12 protein-coding genes are annotated in these 19,257 nt (G+C 67.0%); 1 reads left to right on the top strand and 11 read right to left on the bottom strand.

The window, feature by feature from the left end:
• Positions 1-86 precede the first annotated feature (86 nt).
• The 6 genes from BLR05_RS23070 to BLR05_RS26185 form a co-directional block, all read right to left on the bottom strand.
• On the bottom strand, positions 87-305 hold the full coding sequence (locus tag BLR05_RS23070; protein ID WP_092839494.1) for a hypothetical protein: 219 nt from the start codon (positions 303-305) through the stop codon (positions 87-89).
• 26 nt (positions 306-331) lie between these two features.
• Positions 332-880, bottom strand: coding sequence for a hypothetical protein (locus BLR05_RS26175; RefSeq protein ID WP_143015989.1), 549 nt, complete (start codon positions 878-880; stop codon positions 332-334).
• Positions 877-1,179 (bottom strand): hypothetical protein, encoded by a 303-nt coding sequence (locus tag BLR05_RS23075; RefSeq protein ID WP_092839497.1) that lies wholly within the window; start codon positions 1,177-1,179, stop codon positions 877-879. Before BLR05_RS23075 ends, BLR05_RS26175 begins: the two co-directional genes overlap by 4 nt.
• 189 nt (positions 1,180-1,368) lie before the next feature.
• Positions 1,369-1,704, bottom strand: coding sequence for a hypothetical protein (locus BLR05_RS26180; protein ID WP_143015990.1), 336 nt, complete (start codon positions 1,702-1,704; stop codon positions 1,369-1,371).
• 368 nt (positions 1,705-2,072) lie between these two features.
• Positions 2,073-3,488 carry a hypothetical protein gene (locus tag BLR05_RS23080; RefSeq protein ID WP_244160158.1) on the bottom strand — a complete coding sequence of 472 codons (1,416 nt, stop codon included), beginning with the start codon at positions 3,486-3,488 and terminating at the stop codon, positions 2,073-2,075.
• Positions 3,489-3,677: 189 nt separating this feature from the next.
• Positions 3,678-4,511: a hypothetical protein gene (locus BLR05_RS26185; RefSeq protein WP_143015991.1), complete on the bottom strand. Its 834-nt coding sequence runs from the start codon at positions 4,509-4,511 to the stop codon at positions 3,678-3,680.
• On the opposite strand from BLR05_RS26185, the gene BLR05_RS26190 reads away from it, so the two are divergent.
• Positions 4,491-4,943, top strand: coding sequence for a hypothetical protein (locus tag BLR05_RS26190; protein WP_143015992.1), 453 nt, complete (start codon positions 4,491-4,493; stop codon positions 4,941-4,943). The genes BLR05_RS26185 and BLR05_RS26190 overlap by 21 nt on opposite strands.
• Positions 4,944-5,004: 61 nt before the next feature.
• Here the strand turns inward: BLR05_RS26190 and BLR05_RS23085 are convergent, their stop codons facing one another.
• From BLR05_RS23085 to BLR05_RS23105, 5 genes are all read right to left on the bottom strand, one after another.
• Positions 5,005-8,238, bottom strand: a complete 3,234-nt coding sequence (locus BLR05_RS23085) for a transglutaminase-like domain-containing protein (RefSeq protein WP_244160159.1) — start codon at positions 8,236-8,238, stop codon at positions 5,005-5,007.
• A 70-nt stretch (positions 8,239-8,308) separates the two neighbouring features.
• Positions 8,309-15,922 carry a carboxypeptidase regulatory-like domain-containing protein gene (locus tag BLR05_RS23090; protein ID WP_244160160.1) on the bottom strand — a complete coding sequence of 2,538 codons (7,614 nt, stop codon included), beginning with the start codon at positions 15,920-15,922 and terminating at the stop codon, positions 8,309-8,311.
• A 213-nt stretch (positions 15,923-16,135) separates the two neighbouring features.
• Entirely contained in the window at positions 16,136-16,885 is a 750-nt protein-coding gene (locus BLR05_RS23095) for a general secretion pathway protein GspB (RefSeq protein ID WP_092839503.1), read from the bottom strand.
• A gap of 18 nt (positions 16,886-16,903) precedes the next feature.
• Positions 16,904-18,613, bottom strand: coding sequence for an ExeA family protein (locus tag BLR05_RS23100; protein WP_092839506.1), 1,710 nt, complete (start codon positions 18,611-18,613; stop codon positions 16,904-16,906).
• A gap of 107 nt (positions 18,614-18,720) precedes the next feature.
• On the bottom strand, positions 18,721-19,176 hold the full coding sequence (locus BLR05_RS23105; protein ID WP_208606054.1) for an avidin/streptavidin family protein: 456 nt from the start codon (positions 19,174-19,176) through the stop codon (positions 18,721-18,723).
• Positions 19,177-19,257 lie beyond the last annotated feature (81 nt).

Here is a 19,257-nt window from a genome sequence, read left to right on the forward strand (position 1 = left end):
ACCGGGCCTGCAAGGCCCTTCATGCACGAGGCGCAGACCGCCCAGGGCCTCATCAAGCATTCAAAACGGCTGGCGCCCACTCGTGCCTATTCGGATTCATCAAACATGGGGTTGTGAGAGGCTCCCAGCTTCCACCAGGCGTCCATCACACCGATGGCGGCTTTCAAACACAGTCCGGCAAACAAAGTGATGATCAAGAAAAAAACAATCGCGAAGTCGAAGCTTACCCGTTTCAGACCAACGAGCAGCACCCCAGCCAAGGCACCGAGGTTTGCCAGATAGAAAACCAACAGGAGATCCTGCATCTACCACCCCTTATCCCAACTGCCATTCAATCCCTATCAAGCATATTTTTACCATGCATCGAGTGAGCCTTGATGAAGATAAGTTCGTAGCTCAAAGGAGAGAGGGACGGCATATAAGCATCATGCTCCAGAGGAAATCTATCAACAAACTTGTCAGAAACAAAAAGATGCAGCAACTCACCGATTAACCTGGCAGCGGCCTCACCCATTGAGAAGAGAACGCGCCGCCTATTTTCAGACCGTAGATCGAGACCAAATGCAGGCCTCTCCCAATAGTCAATTTCAATTCCTCTTAAAGGACAAATCCATCCAAAGTTTTCAGGCAGCCGAAAATTCCTCGAAAAAGGACACGTTTTTCCATATACCCGCAAAATCATTTCCCCGCCATGCCCGTCGAAGCTGGTTTTCAACCTAACTTCCTCATTTCCTTCAATTTTCATTTCTTTTAAAAATCCCGCAAGCTTTAGCAGCGCAGAGTCAACGCCCACTATTGCTATTTGAGGTATGACCATATGCTCAACCTCACGCGACTCCGACACAAACAGGGCCAATCCCTCGACATTCTCAATATTCATTCTTCAAGCAGAGCCTCCATATTTCTGGAATTTTCCGCAACACTACCCAATACAGCCACGGCGGCAAAAGTGCGTTCATGCCCAATGTCGATGCTCACCCCGGGGAACTTCACACTCCGCATCACGCCCCAGCTGTACACGGGTTGCGCCACCACGTGGAACAACCCGTAGCCCGGGTTCTCCACCATGCCGGCGGCGCCCTGGCTCAGCCGGCTATGGCTTTCCGTGGCCGCGAACCAGTTCCAGATCACTGCGGTGAGCAGGTCGCCGCTCAGGCACTCGCCCGTCAGGCCCTGCACAGGGTCGGGCCTATACTATTTGACTTGGATGTATTTAGTTGCGGGCACTGATGCCAATGGCAGTAAATTATCCAGTACCGTGAACTGCACGTACCCATAATTTTTCCGACCCTGCAGATAAACAAAACTGCATTACACCTGACGATTGCATCGCGTTTCGACCTTACATAATTCGGCAAGCTGATACGGTTACACGCTTCTTCCCCCATCTTCACCAAAGTCCTCATACAGCTTAAGACCACACTTGGGGCACGCTCTTTTAAGACTGAACTCAATATTTTGATTCAGCAAAAAGGGGACTTCGCAGCGTGGGCAGGGGAACCTGATCAATCGATATGCGAGGAAGCCCCAAAGCATCGCCCAAAGCGCTGCAAAAAATGGAAAAACCATCCCCAAATCGAAGTCAAAAAACCACTGAAAAAAAGCACAAAAAATCGCCATGATTGGTAAACTAAATATCAAAGCAGCCATTGCAATCCTGCTCTTTCTTCGGTAAATATCCCATTTTTCTTTATAAATCCCCATGATCATGCTTCCCACATATTAGATAAACAAAATCTTTGATGTCAATGTTCACGCCGGGGAACTCCACCCGCCGCACCACGCCCCAGCTGTACACCGGCTGCACCACCGCGTGGAACAGCCCGTAGCTCAGCCCCGGTTCTCCACCACGCCTGCTTTGTTCTGGCCCATCCGGGGCGCTCTCATCGAATATTTTCAGATCTGGCAGCGAGCAATCGAATTATTTTTGCAATCTTTTATATATATCTATAAAAATCGCAGAAACCCCGAATGCACAGCACAGAGAAATCAGGCCTCTAAAAGAGTAGATATCCTTACCCCAAATAACCACCATCACCGTGAGCAGCAAGAAAAAAAGACCATACTTTCCACTATTTTTGCCAGAAACATGCATGATTTTGTGCTCCAGATGTAATGACAGCCAACACCAACCCCATTACGGGCCCGCCGATCAACGCACCCACACCAAACCAAGCGATTGACCAAGCAATATTACCCAAATAACTCTTATAGGGTTCCTGTATAGATGAATCGTTGATTGAGCAAAATACAGAAAACCAAATCGCTGCAGCCAACAATGCAACCAACCAGACCCCCACGTAGGCAGCCAGCAAAACGATAGGCAGCATGGCAGAGGCAACGGCCAAACCTAGCGCCAAGCTCTTCAAGAGAGGCTCCAACCATCCGCCGTTGCTTCCTCCTTCAATCGTATAAGCCCCCGCTCCCGTCCCCTCCTCGATCACCGTGAACCCAGCCCCCACCCACCCGCTCTGCGCAATCGGCGCCTCGTGGATGGTCACCTCCTTGCCCTCGTCCAGCGCCGCCTGCACCTTTGCCCGCGTGCCCGGGCTGTGCGCCACCAGCGCCGTGTTCACGATGTTGGGCTGGTTCGCATAGACCTGCGGCGTGATCGTGTAGATCTTCTGGCCCTGCTGCGCGGCCAGCCCCAGCGCCCTCACCGCGCTGATGCCTTGCGGACATTCCGGCAGCCCGGCCACCGGGTTGGCGCTGCCTGCCAGGTTGCATTTCGCCGGATCATTGAAGAATCGTTCCGGCACCGCGTGCTCCAGTGCGCTCATGTATTGCCCCCGCATCCGGTTGTAGGCCACCCATTGCGCCTTGTCGTTGCTCCGCGACCAGGCCAGGTTGCGCATGTGCCCGATGTCGATGTTTACCCCGGGGAACTCCACCCGCCGCACCACACCCCAGCTGTACACCGGTTGCGCCACCGCATGGAACAGCCCGTAGCTCAGCCCCGGGTTCTCCACCATGCCGGCGGCGCGCTGGCTCAGCCGGCTGTGGCTTTCCGTGGCCGCGAACCAGCTCCAGATCACGGCGGTGAGCAGGTCGCCGCTCAGGCGCTCGCCCGTCAGGCCTTCCACGCTGCCGGCCTGCAGCAGGCCCCTGGCCTGTTCCAGCCGGTCCTTCAAGGCATCCAGTTGCCGCGCGCTGATGCCGCCGGCGCTGATGCCGATGGCCGTGGCCTGGCCCGCCACATGGCTTGCGTCCGAATTCAGGTCCCATTGCTGCGATGCATCGCCCAGCACGGAGAAGCCGCCCTGGCCCACCAGTTCGGACCCCATGGCCACGGCCTGCGTGCCCTGCGCCACCACCTGGCCGTCCAGCATCAGGCGCGGCTTGAGCCGGATCAGGTAGCCCGGCAGGCTGGTGGGCAGTTCGCCCGGCTGGATCGGGCTGCCGTCCGCATGCGGCTTGGGCGGGTAGCTGGCGATCAGGTCAACCGCAACGGCTGCTCGACGCAGCCCCGTCTCCCACTCACTTATCAAAAATAATTGATTTAAAAAGCTTGATATCAGGCAGAAAAATTATCTCCAAAATCACCAAGAATACTTTGAGAGTTAGACCCATTTGACTCCAATGAATCCATGTATATGGAATAGCAATTAACCAAAATATCAAGTATAAAAATACAATCAATTTTCTATAAGAGCAATTTCCCAAAAAATGCAACAACATCAATCCCCCTTCCTGCAGGTGTTCGCCGCAGCGACAGCAGCCGACCCAATCAATATCCCCAGTTCAAAAACCAAGGACATTAAAATAAAATTAATCAATGACACCGCTATTGCCATAACAATGGCAGGACCAATCGCCCATGCAGCCACCAAGGCATTCCAATTGAGGAATATTTTCAGCAATGTTATTCCTCCCAATGCATCCACAACAAAAGACCCAGTAAGCAACGTCACGCCCATAGGCAATGCAACTCCTGGAATAACTGCATTAGTAACAGAAAAATTTGTCCAAAGACTTGACCAAAAACCAGTACATAGGGAAAAAGCGGAGGGAAGATTGAAGGCACCCCCATTGCTTCCACCTTCTATTGTGTAAGCACCAGATCCCGTCGCCGGATCGATGATAACGAATCCCGAACCGACCCACCGGTTGTAAGTTATTGGCGCCTCATGAACTGTGACTTCATAGCCAGAAATTAAGGCTTTCCGCAATTTATTCTTAGTTGCCTCGCTATGGGCTGCCAACTTTGTATCGACAATATCTGGACTCTCCATATAAATGGCATTATTTATTTGGAATATTTTTTGTCCCTGTTTCGCCGCGATGCTATTCGCGCTCATGGAGCTAATACCTTGCGGGCAAACCTCAAATGCCGGATTAGCTTTCTGACCGGGCAGGTTACACCAGTTAGGGTCGCTAAAAAAAGCAGCTGGCACCATATGTTCCAGCGCACTCATGTACTGGCCTCGCATCCGGTTGTACGCCACCCATTGGGCCTTGTCGTTGTTCCGCGACCAGGCCAGGTTGCGCATGTGCCCGATGTCGATGTTCACGCCGGGAAACTCCACCCGCCGCACCACGCCCCAGCTGTACACGGGTTGCGCCACCGCGTGGAACAGCCCGTAGCTCAGCCTCGGGTTCTCCACCATGTCGGCGGCATGTATCAATCAATAACCGCTTTTATAAAAAATAATGCTATGACAACATATGCGATCACAAGAGAGCCCAAACTCAAAGCTGGACGCCTCTTCATGTCGAAATATGGAATATCCAAAATAATTTGCTCTCTTCTTTCAGATATTATAGGTCTCAGGTATTTCCCGGAAAAAAATACAAACACGATGCATAAAAACACCGAAAACCAGAACGACGGTGCCAATCCGAAAGAAAAATACCCGACGATCAATGGCGCAGCAAAATCAAAAAATAAACGAAGAAATGTCTTTACCCGTGAATCATCTATATCATCCTCTACAGAAAAATAAAAAACCTCGCCAGCTAAGCAAAGGAACAAAACCAGCATCAATGAGCCTATAAACAGAGACATCAGAAAAACCATCCCGATATGAAAAATATACCAAAATTCATTAAGGAAAACGGTAATAACTGGCTTACAGGGCCGAAAGTGATCATCGAATTATAAAAAGCCAATGTCACACTCGATAACAATATCGATGCCAAGCCCTTTAAGGCGGTGAAAGCCACCAAACTATTTAGCTGCTGATCATTATTTATTTCACCCAGACCTTTCAACAAACCAAAGTAACTAAGAGTTGCCCCGCCTATACCTAAAATCGCACCTAGAGCCCCAATATATCCGGCAAAAAACAAAAAGCCCACGAAATAAGCAGCAATGACCAAAATGGCAATCGCAAAGACGACCTTCAACCACCCACCATTACTACCTCCTTCGATCGTGTAAGCCCCCGCCCCCGTCCCCTGCTCGATCACAGTAAACCCCGCCCCCACCCACCCGCTCTGCGCAATCGGTGCCTCGTGGATGGTCACCTCCTTGCCCTCTTCCAGCGCGGCCTGCACCTTTGCCCGCGTGCTTGGGCTGTGCGCCACCAGCACCGTGTTCACGATGTTGGGTTGGTTCGCATACAGCTGCGGCGTGATCGTGTAGATCTTCTGACCCTGCTGCCCCGCCAGCCCCAACGCTTTCATCGCGCTGATGCCCTGGGGGCAGTCCGGCAACCCGGCCACCGGATTGGCGCTGCCTGCCAGGTTGCATTTCGCCGGGTCATTGAAGAAACGCTCCGGCACCGCGTGCTCCAGCGCGCTCATGTACTGGCCCCGCATCCGGTTGTACGCCACCCATTGGGCCTTGTCGTTGCTCTGCGACCAGGCCAGGTTGCGCATGTGCCCGATGTCGATGTTCACCCCGGGAAACTCCACCCGCCGCACCACGCCCCAGCTGTACACGGGTTGCGCCACCGCGTGGAACAGCCCGTAGCTCAGCCCCGGGTTCTCCACCATGCCGGCCGCGTTCTGGCTCAGCCGGCTATGGCTTTCCGTGGCCGCGAACCAGCTCCAGATCACGGCGGTGAGCAGGTCGCCGCTCAGGCGCTCGCCCGTCAGGCCCTCCACGCTGCCGGCCTGCAGCAGGCCCTTGGCCTGTTCCAGACGCTCCTTCAAGGCATCCAGTTGCCGCGCGCTGATGCCGCCGGCGCTGATGCCGATGGCCGTGGCCTGGCCCGCCACATGGCTCGCGTCCGAATTCAGGTCCCATTGCTGCGATGCATCGCCCAGCACGGAGAAGCCGCCCTGGCCCACGAGTTCGGAGCCCATGGCCACGGCCTGCGTGCCCTGCGCCACCACCTGGCCGTCCAGCATCAGGCGTGGCTTGAGCCGGATCAGGTAGCCCGGCAGGCTGGTGGGCAGTTCGCTGGGTTGGATGGGGCTGCCGTCCGCATGCGGCTTGGGCAGGTAGCTGGCGATCAGGTCCGCGCTCGCGGTGTCGGCCGGCTCGTAGCCCAGGGTGAAGCGGCGGCCCACGAGTTCGCTCGTGGCCTGGGTGTAGGTGAGCAGTTCGTTGCCCCAGGCGTCCGACAAGGTGTAGCGGAAGCGGTGGCGCAGCGCCTCCGGCACGGCGGTGGCCTGCTGCGCCGCCTGCACGCGCGTCAGGGGCGTGACGCCCGCGAGCACGCTGGACACCCTTTGGGCCACGATCTTCCGGCCGATGACATCGCCCACGGTGGCATCGGGCTTGCGGCCGTCGATGTAGGCCTTCAGGCGCGCCTGGTAGTCCTCCATCCGGGCCTGGATGGCCGCCTGGTTGAGGTTCTGCAGCCAGCCTTCCTGCGCATTCACGGTGGCGCCGCTCTGCGCCGCGGCGAGCAGGGCCTGGGCATCGAGCGGGACGGCGGACTGCAGGTCCATGCCGGCGGCGTAGTCGTATTGCTTGAAGCTCGCATCCAGCGGCACCCAGGCATTGAGCGGGCCCTGGGGGTTCGGGTGCTGCGTGGCGCTGCCGTTGACCGAGCCGCGCGCGGGCGCCCAGTTCACGTAGGCCTGCACCCAGGCGTGCTCCATGCGCAGCGCCACGGGCTGGCCGTCGCTCACCAGCAGGCGGGTGGCGATGCCGCCTTGCGCCATGAGCTGCTGCGCGGCCTGGGCGTTCTGCGCGTTGCCCACCCAGTTCATCGCCTGGGCGATGGGGACCTGCACGGTGCCGAACTGGTAGCGGGCCGGAATGCCGGCCGCGCGCAGCAGGGCGATCTGCAGGCCGGCGATGTCGATGGCGTTGCCGCGCCGCTTGTCCAGCGTGTCCTGGGCGTTCTGGATGGCGCCCCAGGTGGGCACCCATTCGATGGTGTTGCGCACCCAGTTCTGGATGTCCACCGGGTTGCGGCCCAATTCCTCGGCCTTGGCGCGGATCGCGGCGGTGAGGGTGACTTCGGGCGTGGCCGCCAGGTCGTCGGCCACCGGGGCCTCGCCGGGCTCGGGCGGCACGTCGAAGTGCAGCCCGCCCGGTCCGGAACCGGCCTGGGCCAGCTGCACTCCCTCGGTGGCGTAGGTGTGGCGGTACCAGGCGGCGCGGGTTTCCGCGGGCAGGCGCTCCGTGGGCTTCGGTGTGCTCCAGGGCAGCGGCCCCGCGCCCGTGGGCACCTGGGGCTTGGCGGCGGGATAGCGCTCGAAGTACGCGGCCAGGGCCTGCACGGTGGCATCGCCGGGTGCCTGGCGCCACTGGCGGATCAGGCCGCGCAGTTCTTCCGCGCGCAGGCGGACGGCCGCATGGGCCGCATCGTGCCGGGCCAGGATCTCCGCGCCCACGGCGCGGCCTCGCAGTTCCGCGCCCTGGGCCTCGAAGTCGGCCAGCACGGCATCGGTGTCGGCATCGATGGCGTCGAGCAGTTGGGTCATCTGCGCGCGGTCGGCATCGTCAGGCGCGGCGGTGGCGGCGCGGGCGGTGGATGGCACGGCGGCGGCCGCGATCTTGCGCCCCGCCACGTCCGGCGCTGCGGTACGTCCCGCGAGCTTGCGCACCAGGTCATGCACGCGCACCAGGTTGCGGCTGGTGCGCTCGCTGGCCTGGGCGACGGCCGGCTGGGCGGCCTGGGCCTGCGCGACGCGCGCGGTCTCCACGCGCTGCTGCCACTGGGCCGCGCGCCGCAGCTGCGACTGGGCGAGCGGGCTGGACGCGGCGGCGTTGCCGCTGCCGTCCTGCGCCAGCGCGCTCAGCGGCTGCAGCGCCAGCGCCAGCTGGGCCGAGATGACGAAGCCGCCGACGGGCCGCAGCACCGGGCGCCACGCATGGCGGGTGTTCGACGATGGCATGGATGGGTTCTCCCTCGATGTCTTTGATATGCAGTGCGGTGTCGTTGGCATGCTGTGCGTCCGCCTCCGGTCAGGGCTCGATGGCGAAGCCGGCCGTGCCCAGCACCTGCACGGTGCCGTTCACGGTGGCGATCAGTTCGATGCGCAGCGTGTCGCCCGCCGCACCCTGGACCTGCCAGTTGGCGTTGCCGCTGTTCGTCTCGCCGGGGTTGAGCGTCATCGACTGGCTCCAGGCGACGGAGGCGGTGCCCCGCGTCAGGTTGACTACGCGCAGCTGTACCGGGATGTCCTTGCCCATGGCCCCGCTGTTGCGCACCGTGCGCGACAGGGTCACGTTCTGCCCCACGCGGGCCCGCGCCGGGCTGGCGCTGACGCTTCCGGCCAGCACGGGCGGGAGCACGACGATGCGGAAGCTGTCGCGGTCGAGGTGCAGCAGCTGGCCCTGCCACTCGGCGGTGAGCGTGGCGTCCACCACGTCGCCGTTCTGGCCCTGGGCCTGCCAGCCGTTGTCGCGCCGGTTGTTCTGGTAGCCGGGGATCGTGAGGTGGTCCCACAGGTGCTGCACGGTGGCGCCGGTGCGCCGCAGCACCCACTGCGAGGTGACGGGGATGTCCTTGATCTGCGGCGGGCAGCGGTTGAACACCGTGCGGCTGCCGACGATGGTGTCCTGCAGCGGCACCTCGCGGGCTACCTGGCCGCGCACCTGGAAGTCCAGATCGCCGGTGATGCAGGCCCACTGGCCGCACAGTTGCCGCTGGGCGGACTGCAGTGCCTCGGCGATGGCGGCGCGCACGGCGTCGGCCCCCGTGCCGGCCACGCCGCGCAGGGCGTCGGCGGCGGCAGTCCAGGGGGCGAGGCTCTGCGCGGGCAGGCCCTGGCCCATGGACTGCACGGCGGACGCGACCGCATTGCGCGCGGAAGACGCAGCGCTGCCGCCGCCCGCTGCCGCGAAGGCATCGGCCGCGGCCTGCGCGTCGCGCGCCAGGTCCATGGCGTCGCGGATCTCGAAGGATTGCGCGAGCGTCTGCACCGCGGGCGCCGCCCCGGACGCGCCCGACACGACTGCGGAAATCTCCCACGGCACGTCGTAGCGGCCTGGCGCGGTGGCCGTGGCGTGCAGGATCAGCTGCGTGGAAGCACCGGCCGCGAGCGGCACGCTCCATTCGACGACCGAAGCGCCCGCCACGGCGCCGCTGGCGTCGGGCATGGCGTCCAGAGCATGCGCGCCCTGCGGCAGCCGCGCCCGCACCGTCACCTGCAGGGTTTGCGTGCCGGGGTTGCGCAGCACGGTGGACAGGCTCTGCAGGCTGCCGGGCACGCGGGTGTTCACCGCGGGCACGGTGAGGTGTTGCAGCGTGTCGCTGACGAACGTGCCCAGGAACGCATCCGTGCCTGCGCCGGAGCGCGCCAGCAGCGTGGACAGGCTGAAGGCCATGGCGAGGCCCCGGCCGCGGCCGATGGCACGGCCGGCCACCGCCACGCCGCCGCCCGTGAGCGTGGCCTGCACGGTGGCGCCCTGCGCGGCCAGGCGCTGCGGCTGGCCCGGCGTGGGCAGCCCGCCACCCTGGGGATAGACCGGCCCGGTGAGCGTGGCGACCGCGCCCTGCAGGCCGGACGTGCCCTGCGCCTGCACGCCGATGGCCTCGAGCAGCACCGCGTCGCGGTCCGCCGTGGCGCCATCGACCAGCAGGCCCGCGCCGCGGCGGGCGGCTTCGCGCAGTTCGCGCACGGCCACGTCGCCGAGCTTCTGCGCTCCGCCGCTGATCCAGTACACGTTGTAGCGGCCGCAGCGCATTTCGGTTTCGAACTCGGCGCGCGTGGTCACCACCTTCGCGGTCAGGCCGCGGGTGGCCAGGTCGTCCCGCAGCGCCTGGGCCTTGGCCTCGTCGCAGGCCGCGGACGGCGGCTGCCCGTCGTCCGCCGCGCTGCAGGCCACCAGGACCAGCAGACGCGCATCGCTGCCGTCGCCGATGGCCGCGGTGACGGTCGCCGCCGGGGCCGCCTGGCGCAGCTGGATCGCGGTGGTGGACAGGGTGGCTTCCTGGCCGGCGGCGACCTCGATGGATGCGGCCGCGGGCAGGATGGTGCCCGGCGTGCCTTCGGCCGTCCAGGGCCAGGACAGGGTCAGTGGCGTGCCCCGCACCAGGTCCACGCCCGGGCGCGTGAAGGTGGCGACGACGCGGTCGCTGCCGGCGTCCAGGAGGCGCACGCGCACCGTGGCGTTGCGCACGTCGGCGTTGCCGGTGTTGTCCAGTGCGAGCGACAGCTGCACGGGCTCGCCGATGGCGGCGACCGCGGGCTGCGCCTGCAGCGTGCCGCGCACGCCGGCCCCGGTATCGGCCGTGCTGCGCACGGTGAAGGTGGTGGTGGCGCTCGCCACGGTCTCGCCCCCGGCGCTGCGGGCCACCAGGCGCACGGCGTAGTCGCCCGCGGCCAGGCCGGAGGGCGGCAGCACATGGCCGAAGTCATGCAGGCCCTGGGCCGGCAGCGTGGACACGGCCGCCTGCGCGGACCAGCGCTCGGCGCCGTCCGGACCGGTGACGGTGGTGGTGGTTTTGAGGTCGTTCCAGGCCTGGTTGGCCGCGAGGTTCTGCAGCCGGTTGGCGATGCGGACCGTGTCCGTGGGCTCGTAGCTGCGCCGATCGGTCTGCACGCGGGCCGTGAGTCCGTTGCCGCCGCTCGCATCCGCGACGATGCGGAAATCCGCCACGGCCTCCTCGACCGGCAGGCCCGCCGCATCGGCCAGGTGCGCCATCACGCGGTAGCTGCCGGTCTGCGTGTCCGCGGTGTTCCAGGTGGCCGGCAGATCGATGGTGCCACCGGCAGCCAGCGCGCTGAACGGCACGCGGCCCAGGTCCGCCACCGTGCCGCCTGCAAGCGTGGCGATGGCCAGGCCCACGTGGCCGGACGCGGCACCCGCGCCGGAATTACTCACCCGGGAGGTGATGGCCACTGGCGTGCGCGCCGGATAGGTGGCCCGGTCGGTGGACACGCCCACGCCGAGATAGGCCGAGGCCTTCACGGCAGGAATATCCACAGGCGCATCCACGCTGTCGCCGAGGAAGCTGTTGCGGAAGGTGAGCGCCGCAAAGGTGGACGCGGGCCGGGACTCGCCGGGCCGCAGGTTATCCAGCGTCAGGTCGAACCCGATCTGGCGGGCCTTGGTGGTCACGCCGACGAGCTTCCAGAGGTAGTCCATGGACCCATCGGGCTGCGCAGCGGACTGCGTGGGCGCGAGCGACGGGTTGGCCAGGTGCACGTCGGGCGCGAAGCGCAGGCGCAGGTCGGTGTCGATGCCGCCCACCCGCTCCAGCGCCACGGGCAGCCAGACTTCCACCCACGAGGTGGCACCGTAGCGCGTGGTGAAGAGGCCGTTCTCGCTCATCCACGAACCGTCGGCCTGCTGGCGCGCCAGCAGGAACTGCACCGCATTGCGGATGTAGGGATCCTGGGGGCTCGGGTTCAGGTAGTCGAGCGCATAGCCCACCTGGGCCGTGACCATCGAATCGCTGCCGTGGTAGTCGTACCAGCCCCAGCCGCCGTCCGCGCGCTGGCGCGCCTTGAGTGCCGCGCCCACTGCCGCCATGCGGTCGTGCAGGGTCTGCGCCAGCGGCGTGCCGGCGAAGCGGCGCTGGGCGCTCCCCAGGCCGATCAGCTGGTGCGCCAGTTCGAGGTTGCTCGACGGGTTGATGTTGGCATCGTTCAGCAGCCACTGCGTGCCGCGCTGCGCGGAGGCGTCGTAGCCGGCGACGAGCGCATCCACGTCCGGCGCCTGCGCGGCCAGCTTGTAGACGCGCTGCCCGCCGTCGGAGGTGAAGATGGTGCCGTCGGGCAGGACGGCCACGCCCTCGGCCGGAGCGAAACTCAGGCGCTGGCCCTGCCAGTCGGCGTTGAAGCGGTAGGCGCCGTTGTTCGTGCCCACCAGCCAGCCGGAGCCTTCCTGCACCACCGAACGGGGATTGCCGTAGAGCAGCGAGACGGGCGTGTCGTAGGACTTGTCGTCCAGGCGGAAGCGCACGATCTTGCGGGCGTTGTAGTTGACGACGACGAGGCGGCCTTCGGCGTCCAGTGCCACGCCGGTAGGCCCTGCCAATGGAGCACCCGACCAGAAGAGTTCGGCGGCGCCCGACGGGGCAATGCGATAGATCGCGTTCTGGCTGTAGTGCGCGGCGTACAGGTCGCCGGAGGGTGCCATGAACAGGCCCATCGCCGCATCCCCCACGTTGCTGAATACGGTGGGCTCTCCGCCTCCCGCGGGCACCCGGTGGATCCCTGTGGGCCCGGCCACGAACAGCGTGCCGTCGGCCGCCTTCGCCATGCCCGCGGCACGGTAGATGCCGGATGCATAGGGGGCCATGCTTCCGTCCGGATGGATCCGGGTGACGGTGCCGCGGGTGTAGTCGCTGGCGAGGAGCATGTCCGCGTCCGCGAAGAGGTAGTACGCATTGGCCAGCGGGCCGCCTTCGTTGAAGACCTCGGCCGCATGCTGCACCCACGGCTTGCGCTGCCCCAGCTGGTCCGCCACCGCCGCGAGGTTCTTGACGTTGAAGGCGGTCTGCGAGGCACGCGCCGTCCACCAGCCGCCCGTGTAGTCGGTGCTCCAGCCGCCGTCGCCGTCCTGCACCCGCTGGGTATAGGAGGCCGCGCTCGCCAGCGTGGGCGTGATCTCGTCCTTTTTATGCCAGGCGTTGAGCGCCCAGAGGTTCAGCAGCGTCTCGGCCTTGGAATAGCCGAAGGCGTCGTCGCGCAGCGCGCCATCGGGCTGGCGATAGAGCGCCACGGCGTTGTAGATGGCATTGCGCAGCCTGGGATCGTGGTCGGTCAGGCCGCGGGAGAGCTCGCCGCCCACGAGGGCCTGCGTCTGCACGTGGCAGCCCTGGCACTGGTTGCCGGCCGTCCATGCGGCGGCCTGCACGTCGCCGTAGGTGACGCTCTTCTGGATCGCCGATTGGATGGCCGCGGACAGCGGGTTCGTGGTTCCGCCGGTGGCCGCATCCTCGCCCGTGATGCGCACCGTGGCACGCACGGTCTGCGTCCCCGTGGGCACCACGGGCCGATCCACCGTATAGGCACCCGTCGCCGTGTCGCCCGCGTAGAGGCGGCCCGGCGCCACGCCCTGGGCATCGCCCGCGGCAGCGGTCAGGCGCAGCGCGAAGCTGCCGGGGCGCGTGGGCACCCAGCGGCCGAACGACAGCGTGGCGGGCTCGCTCGGCGCCAGCGCGCCGGCGCCGGCCTCGAACGTGGCGAGGGTATCGCCCTGCGCCTCGTCCACGATGGCCAGGCGGTAGGTCTGGGCGGGCAGCGCGAGGTTGCCCGTGCTGCGGACCACGGCGTGCAGATCGACCGGCGTGGCGGCCTGCGCGCGCACGACCGGCGGATGGGCCGCCACGGCGCCGTCGAACAGCGCCTCGCCCCGGATATCCAGCGGGAGGCTGCGGGTGGCGAGCACCTGGCCCGCCGGGTTCTCGCGGCTCGCGGAGCCGGCCTGGACGACCCGCACCAGCAGGCTGTAGGCACCGGGCGCGAACTGCCCCGTGTTCCAGGCGAAGCGCAGCGGCCGCGCCTCGCCCTGCGACAGCGTGAAGGCGCCCAGCGGCTCGCTGCCCGACGGCGCAAGGGCCGGCGCGAGGCCGATGGATGCGCCCTGGGCGTCGAGCACCGCCAGTTGGGCGACCAGGTCGCGCGGATCGCCACCGGTGTGCTCCACGGAGGCAGTGACCGCGACGGATGCGTTCGCCCCGGCCTGGCCCATGGAGGCGGCCGGCGCGGTGATCCGGACGGCCCCCGTGCCGGCCGGCGCCATCGCGAAGTCCTTGCGCACCTGCGCAGGCTCGGCAGCCTCCAGGCGCCAGGACTGGGTGAGGTAGCCCGCGGCGGCGACGCGCAGGTCGAACCGGGTGGCCGTGATGCCGGACAGCGCATAGCTGCCGTCGGCCGCGCTGCGCGCGCTGGCGCCGCCGCCCGACACCTCCGCATTGGCGATGGCAGAGCCGGTGTCGGCATCGGTGACGCGGCCCGCGACCTCGGTGCTGGTGCGCACGGCCTGCAGCACGACGTCGGCGAAGTCCACCACGGAGCCGGATGCCGCCAGCACGTCGGCGGACGCGGAGCGGTAGCCGGTGCGGGAGAACACGATGCGGTAGCTGCCGGCGGGCGCCTGCAGGTCGAATGATCCCGTGGCACCGGTGGCGCCCGTGGTGGTGGTGCCAATGGCCACCGACACGCCGCCCAGGGCCTGGCCCTGCCCGTCCACGGCGCGGCCCTTGAAACGTGCCGCCGTGGGCTGGGGTTCCGGCTCGGACGATGCCGTGAGCGTGGGCGAGAACAACAGCGTCTGCCCGGCGGCGAGGGTGCCGCCGGCCTGCACGGAACGGAAGCCATCGCGCGAGGCCGTGAGGCCGACGGTGCCCGGCGCCACGCCGTCGATGCGGTAGCGGCCCTGCGTGTCGGTGCGCGCGCCTGCGCCGCCGTCCAGCGCCACGAGCGCGTCTCCGATGGGCGTGCCCGACGCATCGAGCACCTGTCCGCGGATCGTCCCCGTGGTGGATGTTCCCGCCAGGGCCAGCAGGCCCAGGTCCAGTTGCTGCCCGGTGGCCAGTTCCGCCGGCCGCACCAGCGCCGCGTAGCCGGCCAACGTCACGCGCAATTCGTACCGGCCCGCGGCGAGCCCGGAGAACCGGAAGGCCCCCTGCGTGCCGGAGGTGGCGGCCTGCGCCGCGGTACCCGAGAGTTCCACCGTGGCACCCGCCAGGGGCTGGCCGCCGGCGGCATCCACCACCCGGCCGGCCAGGGCCGCGGCCACGGGCGTGGCGGGGGGGTCCGCCGCCAGGGCGCGCAGGGCGACGGCCGTCAGGAAGGCATCGCCCGACCAGCTGCCGTCCGCGGCCTGTGCGGCCCCGAGCCACTGCCGGGCGCCGCCGCGCGCTGCGGAATCCGCCCCCTGCAGCGTGAGCGCGTGCAGGCCCAGCGCGGTGAGATAAACGCTGCCGTGCCAGCTGCCGTCGGTCTGCTGCCGGTCCGCCAGCCACGCCACCATGGGCAACACCGCCGCCTGCTGCGCGGCATCCGCCGCGGCGCCCGGCGTGAATGCCTGGACGGCCAGGGCCGTGGCCTGCACACGCGCCCCGGCGGATTCGCCCGGCATGCCGCCGTCGTCCTGCTGCACGGCACGCAGCCATGCCCGGGCGCGCACCGCGCCCGCGAAGGTGCCACCGTCGGCCAGCGCCAGCGCGTCATGGGCCCAGAGCGTGTCGAGGAGCGTGGAGGGTTCGGAAGGCCCGGCCGAGGCCGGGAAGCCGCCGTCGGCCGCCTGGCGCGTGCGCAGCGAAGCCTCCAGGGAGTCGGACCGGCGGCCCGCGGTGCGCAACGCCAGGGCGGCCCGCGCCATCCATTCGGTATCGTCTCCCGCCTCTGCCGCCAGCCGTGCAGTCAACGTGGGTGCGACGGCAGACGGGCCGGACAGCACGGCCAGGGTACGCACGGTCTCGGAAAGCGCCTGCAGCGGATGGGCGCTGCGCGCATCACCCGCGAGCGCGCCGTCCGCCCCGACCTGTGCCTGCAGCCATGCCAGGCCGCGCGACACCTCCGGGCTGCCTGCGCGGGCACTCAGCAGCACCAGCGCGGCCAGCCCCAATGCCAGGCGCGCCGCCAGAATCACCCACGCCCGAACAGGACGCGCGCGCACTCCCCCCATGCCTTGACGCATACGCGCCCCCCTTGATTCGCGGGTGCGCGCAGCCCAGGCCCCCTTCCGGACCGGCCGCTACCCCCCACCTCGCCCTGTCGGGCTGTTGAACTTGGGGGCGGAGTTTAGGAGGGGTCCGTGAAATTCCACACAATGGATTACACAAATTAACAATAAACAGAAAACCAATCCTCGATGCCCCTGTAGCGCTCGCTATCTCGCCGGCTGCGCGATCCGGTGGTCACGGAACTTCCATACCACCCGCTCGGGCTCGATCACCTCCAGCACCACGCCCTGCGCGGCCGTATCGCCTTCGTGCAGCACCTGTCCATTGACGATGGCCATGCGATAGAGGGGATTGGACGAGTACGTGACTCCGCTGACCTGCAGCGCGGGGAACTGGGTACGCACGCTGTCCGGCAGATCCCGCAGGGCCACTGCCGCGGGGGCCGGAGCGCGCGCGACAGGGGCCGTTTCGTGCCGTGCGGAGGCGGCAGGTGCGACCGGGGCCGGGGCGGAAGCCGGCTGCGAAGGCGCCTGTGCCGGCGCGGGGGCCGACGCGGCGACCCGGGGTGTCGCCGAGGGAGCGCGATGTGGTGCAGGTGCAGGTGCAGGCGCCTGTACCGCAGGCGCCGTGGATGGCTGGGCGGGAATGGCAGGGATCGCCGGCACCGGCGTGGCACGTTCCGCCTGTGCCACGGCGACCGCGGGCGCCGCGGTGCCGGTGCCGGCCGCCGGACCGTCGGGCACCGCCCGCGAGGACGCGGCCCACCAGGCCAGGGCGGCAGCGCCCGCGGCGAACAGCAGGGCGGCGGCCAGGGCCGCCGGGGCGCGGCGCGCTCCACCGGCCGGCGGGGGCGTGGGCCCCGGGGACGGGGACGGGCCGGGCGTGTGCAGGCCGGGAACGGCGCCGCGGCCACGCTCGGCTTCGGCGCGCCGCAGGGCATCGAGGATGTAGGACATACGGGAAAGGGTTCCGGATCAGGAAGTCTTCAGGCGGGGCTCGTCCACGCCCGCGGCGCGGTTGAGCAGCATGAGCGTGAGCGGGCCGGCCACGCCGTCGGGCACCAGGCCCTGGGCTACCTGGAAGCGGTAGATGCGGGCGCGGCGCTGCACGGTCGTGGCGGCGGTGGCCGCCGGCTGTCCGGCCGCCGGGGAGGCGCCCGCGCCGGCACGCGCTAGCTGGGCATCCAGCCAGGCCTGGGCCGCCGGGGGACCGGACTCCATCCGGCCGCTGGCGGGCCACTCCGCAGGGGCGCGCCACAGGGTCGCGAATTCGCCGCGCCAGGCCTGCGCGAGGTCCGCCGCGGTCACCTCCAGGCGCCGGCCGCCCGCCCCTTCCAGCAGTGCCGTCTGCCGCACGGGATCGAAGCCGGCCAGCAGCACGGAGACCGGCGCATCCGCGGTCGGATAGAGGGTCAGCCAGCCGGGCCGGTCCAGCTGGCGTACCAGGGCCAGGCCGGCGCGCCGCTGGCGGTAGCAGCGCAGGCCCTGCCGCTGCAGGGCGTCGCAGGCGTCGCCGCCTTCCAGCCCGCCCTTCACGCCCCAGGCGGCCGCCAGCGCACGCCAGGCGGCGTCCTCGCCGGACGGCTGCGCGGCCAGGAAGTCCTGCAGGGCCGAATGCACGGTTTGCGGGGCCGCCGGCGCGCTCGCGGCCGATGCGGCCATGGCCGGCACCGGCGCCGGAGCCACCGCCGCCGCCATGGCCCCGGGGCCGTGCGCCGCCGCCGATGGCCCCGGGGATGTGCGGGAGGCCGGTGCCCATCCCAGGCCCCAGCCCACGGCGGCGATGGCCGCGGCGCCCGCCAGCGCTCCGGCGCCCGCGGCGGCCCAGCGCGGCCGGCGGGCCGTGGGTGCCGGGCCTGCGGCCCCGGGGCCGAACACCTCCGCCGCCGCCCGCTCCACGATCGCATCGTCCACGGCCTGCAGGCCACCGGCATACGCCCCCAGCAGCGCGCGGTCGCACAGCAGGTTGATGCGACGCGGGATGCCCCGGGCCCGCTGGTGGATGCGCACCAGCGCACGCGCGGTGAACGGCAGCGGCCCCTTCAGGCCCGCCACCGCCATGCGATGCGCGACGTACTGGCGGGTTTCCTCGGGGGTGAGCGCATCGAGGTGGTAGCGCGCGATCACGCGCTGCGCCAGTTGCTCCAGCGCCGGGTCGGCCACCATGCCGCGCAACTCGGGCTGGCCGATGAGCACGATCTGCAGCAGCTTGCGCTCGCTGGTCTCCAGGTTGGTGAGCAGGCGCAGCTGCTCCAGCACCTCGGGCGCGAGGCTCTGGGCCTCGTCGATGATGAGCACGTTGTTGCGGCCCGCGGCATGCTCGCGCAGCAGGAAGGCATTGAGCGGATCGAGGCAGTCCTTGACGGTCTCCGCGCCGGGCACGGCGGGCGCATGGGCCACGCCGAACTCGTCGCAGATGGAGCGCAGCAGCTCGCCCTCGGTGAGCTTGGGGTTGAACACGTAGGCCACGTTGCAGTGCGCCGGGATCTGCTCCAGGAAGCAGCGGCACACCGTGGTCTTGCCGGTGCCGATCTCGCCGGTGAGCAGCACGAAGCCGCCGCCGGCCTCCAGCCCGTAGAGCAGGTGGGCGAGCGCCTCGCGGTGGCGGTCGCTCATGAACAGGTAGCGCGGGTCGGGAGCGATGGAAAACGGCGCGTGCTCGAGGCCGAAGAACGGGGCGTACATGGGGAGCGAGGATACCGCCCGGCCATGGCATCACCCCCTGGAAAAGTAAAAAGGCCGGCGGGCCCCTCGTGCCACGTCGGCCCCGGCCTGATGCCTGCCCGATATGTTTATTTGGGAACGAAGACGTCGCTGTTGGTGAGGATGTGATCCCAGGAGTATTGCGAACCGGTCCTCACCAGGTTCCAGAGCGTGGTGATGGTGGGCACCCCGCCGGACACGTCGCACGTGCCCGTCCAGGAGGTGATGCTGCCATAGCTGCCCCACTGGACGGAGAAAGCGAAGGCCGGCAGGTTGCTGGGTGCCGTGGAGCTGGGTGCAGGATTGTTGACCCATCCGGTCAACGGATAGGCCGAGCCTGTGGTGCCCGACGGCGATGTGTAAGTACCGGATATCTGCCCGGACGGCGAAACCGCAGTGATGCTGAGCGTGGAGCCCAGCTGGTTCTTCCAGTCGCCCACAGGGCTGGTGCAGGTGGGGGTGGGGGTGGACTGGGCCATCGATGCGCAGCCTCCCAGCAGTGCGAGACAGGCCGCGTAGCGGCACAGGTACATGGACTTGATCATGTGATTCCTCCTGGTGGTGCCGGGCTCTTCGGCCCGGAACGACATTTCCACGGCACGGGGCCGGGAACTCCCTTCGGGGCG

It is taken from the genome of Paracidovorax cattleyae, assembly GCF_900104515.1.
GTDB classification, from domain to species: Bacteria; Pseudomonadota; Gammaproteobacteria; order Burkholderiales; family Burkholderiaceae_C; genus Paracidovorax; species Paracidovorax cattleyae.

Coding starts and splice junctions, on each gene's coding strand:
- BLR05_RS23085 (WP_244160159.1), bottom strand. CDS start 8,238: ATGCCATCGTCGAACACCCGCCATGCGTGGCGCCCGGTGCTGCGGCCC.
- BLR05_RS23100 (WP_092839506.1), bottom strand. CDS start 18,613: ATGTACGCCCCGTTCTTCGGCCTCGAGCACGCGCCGTTTTCCATCGCT.
- BLR05_RS23095 (WP_092839503.1), bottom strand. CDS start 16,885: ATGTCCTACATCCTCGATGCCCTGCGGCGCGCCGAAGCCGAGCGTGGC.
- BLR05_RS23070 (WP_092839494.1), bottom strand. CDS start 305: ATGCAGGATCTCCTGTTGGTTTTCTATCTGGCAAACCTCGGTGCCTTG.
- BLR05_RS26175 (WP_143015989.1), bottom strand. CDS start 880: ATGAATATTGAGAATGTCGAGGGATTGGCCCTGTTTGTGTCGGAGTCG.
- BLR05_RS23105 (WP_208606054.1), bottom strand. CDS start 19,176: ATGATCAAGTCCATGTACCTGTGCCGCTACGCGGCCTGTCTCGCACTG.
- BLR05_RS26180 (WP_143015990.1), bottom strand. CDS start 1,704: ATGGGGATTTATAAAGAAAAATGGGATATTTACCGAAGAAAGAGCAGG.